Source organism: Photorhabdus caribbeanensis, assembly GCF_018448885.1.
Classification (GTDB): domain Bacteria; phylum Pseudomonadota; class Gammaproteobacteria; order Enterobacterales; family Enterobacteriaceae; genus Photorhabdus; species Photorhabdus caribbeanensis.
Window position 1 is genome coordinate 1 of record NZ_RCWB01000064.1, and the last position, 7,780, is coordinate 7,780.

The 7,780-nt window shown below is 54.4% G+C and carries 8 protein-coding genes; 4 read left to right on the forward strand and 4 right to left on the reverse strand.

Annotated features, from left to right (window positions below; genetic code table 11):
* Positions 1 to 915, forward strand: a 915-nt coding sequence (locus EAE90_RS22410) for an RHS repeat-associated core domain-containing protein (RefSeq protein ID WP_281422388.1), incomplete at its 5' end; no start/stop codon positions are given.
* A gap of 21 nt (positions 916 to 936) precedes the next feature.
* Positions 937 to 1,317 (forward strand): SMI1/KNR4 family protein, encoded by a 381-nt coding sequence (locus EAE90_RS22415; RefSeq protein WP_214055351.1) that lies wholly within the window; start codon positions 937 to 939, stop codon positions 1,315 to 1,317.
* Between the two features lie 384 nt (positions 1,318 to 1,701).
* Here EAE90_RS22415 and EAE90_RS22420 read toward each other — a convergent pair whose 3' ends face one another.
* The 3 genes from EAE90_RS22420 to EAE90_RS22430 form a co-directional block, all read right to left on the reverse strand.
* Entirely contained in the window at positions 1,702 to 1,899 is a 198-nt protein-coding gene (locus EAE90_RS22420) for a DUF7706 family protein (protein ID WP_214055352.1), read from the reverse strand.
* A 14-nt stretch (positions 1,900 to 1,913) separates the two neighbouring features.
* Positions 1,914 to 2,234: a SymE family type I addiction module toxin gene (locus EAE90_RS22425; protein ID WP_046397391.1), complete on the reverse strand. Its 321-nt coding sequence runs from the start codon at positions 2,232 to 2,234 to the stop codon at positions 1,914 to 1,916.
* A 76-nt stretch (positions 2,235 to 2,310) separates the two neighbouring features.
* Entirely contained in the window at positions 2,311 to 2,703 is a 393-nt protein-coding gene (locus tag EAE90_RS22430) for a helix-turn-helix domain-containing protein (protein ID WP_214055353.1), read from the reverse strand.
* A 114-nt stretch (positions 2,704 to 2,817) separates the two neighbouring features.
* On the opposite strand from EAE90_RS22430, the gene EAE90_RS22435 reads away from it, so the two are divergent.
* On the forward strand, positions 2,818 to 5,544 hold the full coding sequence (locus EAE90_RS22435) for a CHC2 zinc finger domain-containing protein (protein ID WP_214055354.1): 2,727 nt from the start codon (positions 2,818 to 2,820) through the stop codon (positions 5,542 to 5,544).
* A gap of 248 nt (positions 5,545 to 5,792) precedes the next feature.
* Positions 5,793 to 6,824, forward strand: a complete 1,032-nt coding sequence (gene xerC / locus EAE90_RS22440) for a site-specific tyrosine recombinase XerC (RefSeq protein WP_214055355.1) — start codon at positions 5,793 to 5,795, stop codon at positions 6,822 to 6,824.
* A 108-nt stretch (positions 6,825 to 6,932) separates the two neighbouring features.
* On the opposite strand, the gene EAE90_RS22445 is transcribed toward xerC, so the two are convergent.
* Complete coding sequence (locus tag EAE90_RS22445) at positions 6,933 to 7,073, reverse strand: hypothetical protein (protein WP_214055356.1); 141 nt, start codon at positions 7,071 to 7,073, stop codon at positions 6,933 to 6,935.
* Positions 7,074 to 7,780 lie beyond the last annotated feature (707 nt).

A 7,780-nucleotide genomic window follows, 5' to 3' on the forward strand; every position in this document is an offset into this window, starting at 1 on the left:
TTATGGGACGGCGACGTGCCGGCGGAAATCCGCGAATACCAGCACGGCCGGCTGAAAATGATCCGCCATCTGGTGTTTGACGGCTGGGAGCTGATAGCGCAGCAGACGCAGCAGTTCACGCTTAATCTGGACAACCGGGTGGAGCTGATGGCCGGGGAGGTGCAGACTCAATATGCGGTCAGCGCCCCGACCGGCGAGCCGCTGGCGCTGTTCGACCCGGAGGGCAAGCGGGTGTGGCGGCGGCCGAAGCAGTCTCTGTACGGGCTGCGGCTGGGCGGACACGGCGAGAATCCCCAGCTCGATCCGGGCCTGAGATTTGCCGGGCAACTTTTTGATGAGGAAAGTGGTTTATTTTATAATCGATTCAGGTATTATTTGCCGGAAGCGGCGTGCTACCTCAGCCCGGATCCTGCTGGACTCGTAGGGGGTGAAAATACCTACAGCTATGTGCAAAATCCCACCGGATGGGTTGACCCATTCGGGTTAGAATGTAAAAACCCTCACGGATATAAAGCTGGTGATGTAGACTTGCATGGTAATTTATCTCCGGGCGTTAATAGAGCGCCAGGTCACAGTAATACTAAAGCTGATAATCTTGTACAGAGTCATCACCCAATACAAGATCATTGGGCTAAAAAACGCATAAAGGGCTATAGAAGAAATTCAGCGCCCGCCACATTATTACATTCAACTTCTGGGATGCCTCATGCTCAAATCAGTGCAGCACAAAGGACAAGGAGAGCGATGCCTGGAGGATGGGACAAGACATTAAAAGAGGAGTTTCATACAAGTTATAGAGAGATGATTGATGCTGGTGTACCTCAAGCTCAAGCAAGAAAAGCCCTTGGCGATGCTTATAAATATTTTGATAAGCTTAGAGGCGCGAATAAAAACAATCCATTCTTTGATATCTAGATTTATTAAGAGGCAAATTTTATGAAGAAAGAAGATATTTTAGAGAAATTAAATTCTATTGAAAAAGAATTGAATATTAAATTACCTAATTTTTATAGAAAGTTTTTATCCGAGAAAATTCAAAATGAACCTTATATTGAAATAACCGGCAAAGATCAAGAAAACATATATGTTTATAATTGTGAATATGTTATTGAGAGAAATAAAACATATAACATTCAAGATGTTGAGCCAAATTATTTTTTAATCGGTCAAGATGGTGATCTTGGTTACTTTATATGTGCAGAAAAAGATAAGGAAAGTGATATTATTTATAGCCTAGACTTGGGGGCTTTAGGTAGCGTAGAAATGGATAAGGAAGCGGACAAAGAAGCAAATGATATTTATAGTTTAGGAATATAAATATCTAAAAGTCAGCCAAGATAATTAATTAGGACTATCTTGGCTGAATATTTATATAAATCGCATTTTAATCGATAAATATGAGAAAATTAACTCAATATCCTGCCTTATACTTCCAAATCAGCTCCAGACAGCTATCCATGATCTTTCCGGCCTTGTTATTTCTATGCTTAAAATAAATATTTTACAGGGTTGACCTTATATATTAAATATATAATATAAAATCACAAAAATATAAAATAAATAAGAAGATAAACAAAGGAATAATACAGAAAAACACAAGATTAATGGTAAATATATACATAGGGTATATTTTTGCTATTTTATTCTGCTTTCTCTCTGAAACAGCAAAAAGCCGGAATCGCTTCCGGCCTTATTTATGATCTATCTTGGCGAATACCCACGGTAAGCCAGAGCAGATTGAAGCTTAGCGATCGCATCCTTAATCTGATACGCTTCCTCGTCATTCACGGCACAGGCGCGTATCTCCGCCCAGTTCAGCCGCTTAACCAGTTGGGCTAAGGCCAGCGCTTCAATGTGGGTTAACTGAATGTCCTGTAAATGTTCAATCGCTATCGTCATCTCATGCTCTCCCCTTAACCCGCAAAACCGGTTATCAGCGCCTGCATCTGCTGCTTAATCTCCCGCAGTTGGGCCTGTTGCCGCTGGTACTGCTGATGCTGTTGTTGCGTGGCTTCACTGTCAGGAATCAGAACCAGACAACCATCCATCACCTTCACCGTAATCTGGCCGCCAGTATTAAATCCCGCCTGTCTCAGCCACTGCCCCTTAAGGTGTATCGCCGGGGTGGCGTTGTTGACCTTATTCCCGTTCGGCACATAGCCCACCGTATAATAACGTTCTGTTTTCACGGCTTTATTTACTGCCGCTTCTGCTTTAGAATGCGCCTTAGCCATCATTCAACTCCTTCTTAGTTGCTTGTGGTGAGCGGCTGTGACAGGGGGCAACCTGTCTCAGTCGCGCTATCTCTCTTTACTCTCTGTTATGACCAATTACCGTATCCAGCATCTCCGAAACGAACTTCTGTCTGGCTTTTGGTAACTGACTGATTATCTCAATCTGTTGTTCCAGTCGGGAACTGGGTCCTCGTTTACTATTACGCCTGACCGAGGGCAATCCAAGCAACTCATCCAACGATAAATTCAATATCTGCGCCAATAATGGCAGAAGAGCCGCTGACACCTTTAGTCGCCCGCCTTCATAATGCGCTATTGTCTGCTGAGCAATCCCCAACTGTTCCGCCAGTTGTTGCTGAGTGAGTTGTTGCTCTTTGCGTGCCAGCGCAATCCGTGCGCCCAGCTCTTTAAAGAATGTCTCATCCTTCGTCTTCATGGCCTGTATCTGCCTGTGAGTTAACCGTGCCATGAGGATACTCCCTGTTTTTAATCTTGCAGTTGACAATACTCTATTTTAGAGTACTCTGCAACAGAGTTATTTTTACTCTTTTCATCTTGACAGGTTTTTTTGGAGGAACAGCGAATGGCACGGATACCCGAAGCAGAATTGCAGCACCTGAAAACGGCCGTCTCCTTAGTCGCCGTGGCGGAACAACAGGGGCGAAAGCTGATTAAACGCGGCAAAGATTACGTGCTGCTGTGCCCGTTCCATCAGGAGAAAACCCCGTCAATGGTCCTCAGCCCGGAAAAAAACCTCTATCACTGTTTTGGCTGCAACACCGGCGGTTCGGTGCTGGACTGGGTAATGAAAACCGAGCGCCTGAGCCTGCGGCGGGCGGCAGAGCACCTGCGCGGGATGCTGGGGAATAATCCGGCTGTCGCGCCGCTGGTTCAGCCGAATGAACCCACCGTGCTGGCCGAAGACGAAGCCGGACGGCAGGCGCTGCTCAGCCGGGTGGTGGAGTTTTACCATCATACGCTGCTGAACGCCCCCGAAGCCGTGGCCTATCTGGAAAAACGCCGGTTACATCATCCCGAATTAGTCGCCGGTTTTAAGCTCGGCTTTGCCAACCGAACCCTGGCTTACCGGCTGCCGGAGAAACAACTGAAAGCCGGCGCCGCTATCCGGGCCCGGTTGCAAGCGGTGGGTCTGATGCGGGAGTCCGGTCATGAACACTTTAGCGGCTCGCTCGTGATACCGGTACTCGACAGCCACGGGCAGGTACAGGAAATCTACGGCCGGAAAATCACCCAGCGCCTGCGGGCGGGCACCCCAAAACATCTCTACCTGCCCGGCGAGCACCGCGGCGTGTGGAATGAAGCCGCCATGATAGCGTCCAAATCGCTTATCCTGTGTGAGTCGTTAATCGATGCCATGTCGTTCTGGGTGGCAGGCTACCGCAACGTCACTGCGGCTTACGGCGTCAATGGCTTTACCCCCGACCACTGGCAGGCACTGCAACGGCATCAGGTCCGGCAGGTGCTGATTGCCTTCGATAATGACCCCGCCGGCAATGAGGCAGCGGTGAAACTGGCCGCCGAACTGACTGCCGCCGGCATTACCGTGTTCCGGGTGGTGTTCCCCGAGGACATGGATGCCAACGGCTATCTGTGCCAGGTCGCCGAGCCCGAACCGGCATTCGGGTTATTGCTCGATGGCGCGGTGCCGATGGCTGACCCGATGCAGGAAACCGATACCGCAGCACCGGCCGAGCCGGCATCGCAGCCGTCACCGGCAACGGACCCCCCTGTTGCTTCAGCCGCTGAGCGGGCGACAAGACCGCTGTCTTTGCCCGGGGTGGTGTGGGAGACAGGGCCAAACGGTGAAATTATCGTCTCACTGGGCCCACAGCGCTGGTGTGTTCGCGGGCTGGCGCAGGTCAGAGCCGGGGCCGCAGTCATGAAAGTCAATGCGCAGGTGACTGATACCGACAGCGGCGTGATGTTCGCCGACAGCGTGGACATGATGAACGCCCGCAGCCGGGGCGGGTATGCGCGGCTGGCCGCCACCGAACTGGGACTGGCCGAAAGTGACCTGCGCCGGGCTTTGGGACAGGTGTTGCTGGTACTGGAACAGTGTCAACAGGTCGGTGTCGGCGAGCAGACAGCCACCCGACCGGTTCCCGAACTCAGTGAGGACCAGCGGGCCGCGGCGCTGGCGCTGCTGCAAGACCCGCAACTGAGCGAGCGCGTCACCGCTGATTTAGCCGCCTGTGGCGTGGTGGGCGAATCCACTAACCTGCTGGCCGGTTACTTAGCCGCCGTCAGTCGCAAGCTGGACCGTCCGCTGGCGGTGCTGATACAAAGCAGTTCGGCGGCCGGTAAAAGCAGCTTAATGGATGCCGTCCTCAATCTGATACCGGAAGAGGAACGGCTGCAATACAGCGCTATGACCGGCCAGAGTCTGTTCTATCTGGGGGAAACCAATCTCCAGCATAAAATCTTAGCCATTGCCGAAGAGGAAGGGGTGCGGCAGGCCGCCTATGCGCTTAAGCTGCTGCAAAGCGACGGCGAACTGACCATTGCCAGCACCGGTAAAGACGACGCCAGCGGGAATCTGGTCACCAAACAGTACACAGTGAAAGGACCGGTGATGCTGATGCTCACCACCACGGCGATTGATGTCGATGAAGAGCTGTTAAATCGCTGTTTAGTCCTGACCGTGAACGAATCGCGGGAACAGACCGAAGCTATCCACGCCTTGCAACGTCATAAGCAGACCCTCGAAGGTTTACTGGCCGAGAATGAAAAGGCGTATATCACCGAACTGCATCAAAACGCCCAGCGGCTGTTACGCCCGCTCAATGTGGTTAATCCTTATGCGTCACAACTGACGTTCATGAGCGATAAAACCCGCACCCGACGCGACCACATGAAATATCTCACCCTGATACAAAGTATCGCGCTGCTGCATCAGCACCAGCGCGAGGTGAAGACCGCGGAACACCGGGGCAAACGGCTTGAATATATCGAAGTCGCCAAAGAAGATATCCGTCTGGCGAACCGGCTGGCCCACGAGATATTAGGCCGCACGCTGGATGAGATGCCGCCCCAGACCCGCAAACTGTTGCTGCTGATACAAGCCTGGGTAAAAGCCAGCGGGCAGCCGCGCCATGAGTGGCTGTTCACCCGCAAACTGTTGCGTGACGCCATCCAGTGGGGCGATACCCAGCTAAAAATCCATCTGTCACGGCTGGTCGAAATGGAATACCTGCTGTTGCACCGGCGCGGACTGACGTTCGTCTATGAACTGTTGTTCGACGGTGAAGATAACGACACGGCGCACCTGTGCGGTCTGATAGCGCCCTGAAAGCCGGCGTATGATGCCGTCCGGTCGGGGTTATCACTCAGACGGTCGCCCGCCTGTCGTGGGCAGGTCGGGGACCAGTCGGACAGCATTAATCTCCCCAGAGGCCGGCCATACAAGGCCCCGACGCCAAATCGGTCGGGGTAAAGGAAAAAGCCCTGTTCCGGCAGGCAATAAAGAAAAACCGCATCGTATCGTAGTCAATGATTACCCCATAACAACAATCCATGTACCTTACAGGAAACCCCATCATGACTCAGACCATCGCTTCTACACGCCCTGCGCATCTCACCACATTACGCCAGCAGCTTGAAGCCTATCTGGACTGCCTGACCGCCAGACACTACAGCGTCTGGACGCTGACCGGCTATCAGGAACGGTTGCTGCCGTTCGTTAACTGGTGTGAAGCCCGGGGGGTCATGTCCGCCCCGCAAGTCAGTCCGCCGTTACTGGAAAGTTATCAGTCCTGGCTGAGAGCCTATCGTAAAGCCGACGGCAACCCGCTGGCCGTCAGCACGCAGTCAAAACGGCTGAGTGACCTCCGGGTCTGGTTCCGCTGGCTGCGACAACGCCAGTACATCCTGTACAACCCGGCTGAGGAACTGGTGCTGCCCCGAAGAGACAAACGCCTGCCCGCTCAGGTGCTGAGCGAGGACGAAACGCAGACGGTATTGCAGGCTATTGATATCAACAGGCCGACCGGCTTAAGAAATCGGGCCATCCTTGAAGTGCTGTGGAGCAGCGGTATCCGGCGGATGGAACTGTCCAACCTGCGGTTAAGCGACATCGACTTTGGGCGCGGCGTACTGCTGGTGAGACAGGGCAAAGGCCGTAAAGACCGGGTAGTGCCCATCGGGGAACAAGCCCTGCACTGGTTACAACGCTACCTTGACCACGTGCGGCCCCGACTGGCCCACCGCCATGACAGCGGCCACCTGTTTATCACCCTCAATGGCCGACAGATGTCACGTGACAGACTCACCCATTTGACGGGGGCCAGCATTCGCCAAAAAGCGCAACTGGAGAAAGCCGGAGCCTGTCACCTGTTCCGGCACTCAATGGCAACCCAGATGCTGGACAACGGGGCCGATACCCGGCACATCCAGGCGATATTAGGGCATGCGAGTCTGGAAACCACCCAAATCTATACACGGGTGGCTATCGGTCACTTAAAGGAAGTGCATGAGCAGACCCACCCGGCAGAACGGCAGTCAAAGCAGGCAACGCCGCCAGACGACAGGCAGGCAAATAACGACAAGCCGGACAGCGCGAAGCCGGTCTGAAACCTGAGTGCGGCTGGACAGTCCGAAAGTTAGCAGGCTCTCTGTTAATCGCGTGGGAAAGGTGAAAGGCAGACTGCGCGCGTCCCTGCGCACAGACTGCCTCCCTGCCTACGGCGTGCCCGGCAGTAAATGCCGGCCGCCCGGCGCTGAACCCCGGCGTTCTCTGTGACCGTCGTTGCCGGTCAGCCGCCATTCAACATAATGTGACATTAAGCGCAATGGGCCTGAACGGCCCGCCGCGCTTAACAAACATTATGTCGGCGCCACCCACCCACGGGCGCTGCGCGGCCACCTCAACCCCGGTGCGCGGCTGGCCGCCGGGTGGGGCCGCTTAGCCCCCGTGGCGCACCGGGCTGCGCCCGCTGCTGTCAGCCTCAATGCAAAATCCCACCGCCGCAGTCGCCGCCATCCGTGGCGGCTCCGGGGCGAAAATCTGCCTTAACCCGTTGTCGGTCAGTCCGTCAAGGTCAACCGCCCGGAAGGCAGGCCAGCAAGCTGGCCGCGGTTTATTGCCCCCGCCCAACCCTGCTGCGCTGGCTGCGTCCGGCTCGCAGTCGCAGGCTCCTCGCTCGTTACCGTACTCGCCATCTCCGCCCCGTCCGCCCCCGCGGGCGGGGGCTCCCCGCTGAAAAGCTTCACCTGCGGGCCTCGCCGGCCCGCGCCCGGCCAACCCGCGTCAGCGGCGCAGGCAAGCTGCCCCGCCGCCCCGGGTTATCGATAAAACCTGGTTCCGGCAGAAAAAGCGGGCCAAAACCCGATTATGACATCGGGGAAAAAGTGAGCTAAAATCGGCAAAGTGCCCGTCGGGGCGAGTTGATATGTTCTTTAACAGGGTGGGAAAAAGCGGTGAAGAAAAAGGCTGTTAAATCAATGGGAAAAGTCTGCCCGTCAGTATGATGACATCAGGATCCGCCAGACTTATGGGACGGCGACGTGCCGGCGGAAATCCGCGAATA

Excerpts from the sequence above, each read along its gene's own strand:
- EAE90_RS22415 (WP_214055351.1), top strand. The coding sequence starts at position 937 with ATGAAGAAAGAAGATATTTTAGAGAAATTAAATTCTATTGAAAAAGAA.
- EAE90_RS22420 (WP_214055352.1), bottom strand. The coding sequence starts at position 1,899 with ATGACGATAGCGATTGAACATTTACAGGACATTCAGTTAACCCACATT.
- EAE90_RS22425 (WP_046397391.1), bottom strand. The coding sequence starts at position 2,234 with ATGGCTAAGGCGCATTCTAAAGCAGAAGCGGCAGTAAATAAAGCCGTG.
- EAE90_RS22430 (WP_214055353.1), bottom strand. The coding sequence starts at position 2,703 with ATGGCACGGTTAACTCACAGGCAGATACAGGCCATGAAGACGAAGGAT.
- EAE90_RS22435 (WP_214055354.1), top strand. The coding sequence starts at position 2,818 with ATGGCACGGATACCCGAAGCAGAATTGCAGCACCTGAAAACGGCCGTC.
- xerC (WP_214055355.1), top strand. The coding sequence starts at position 5,793 with ATGACTCAGACCATCGCTTCTACACGCCCTGCGCATCTCACCACATTA.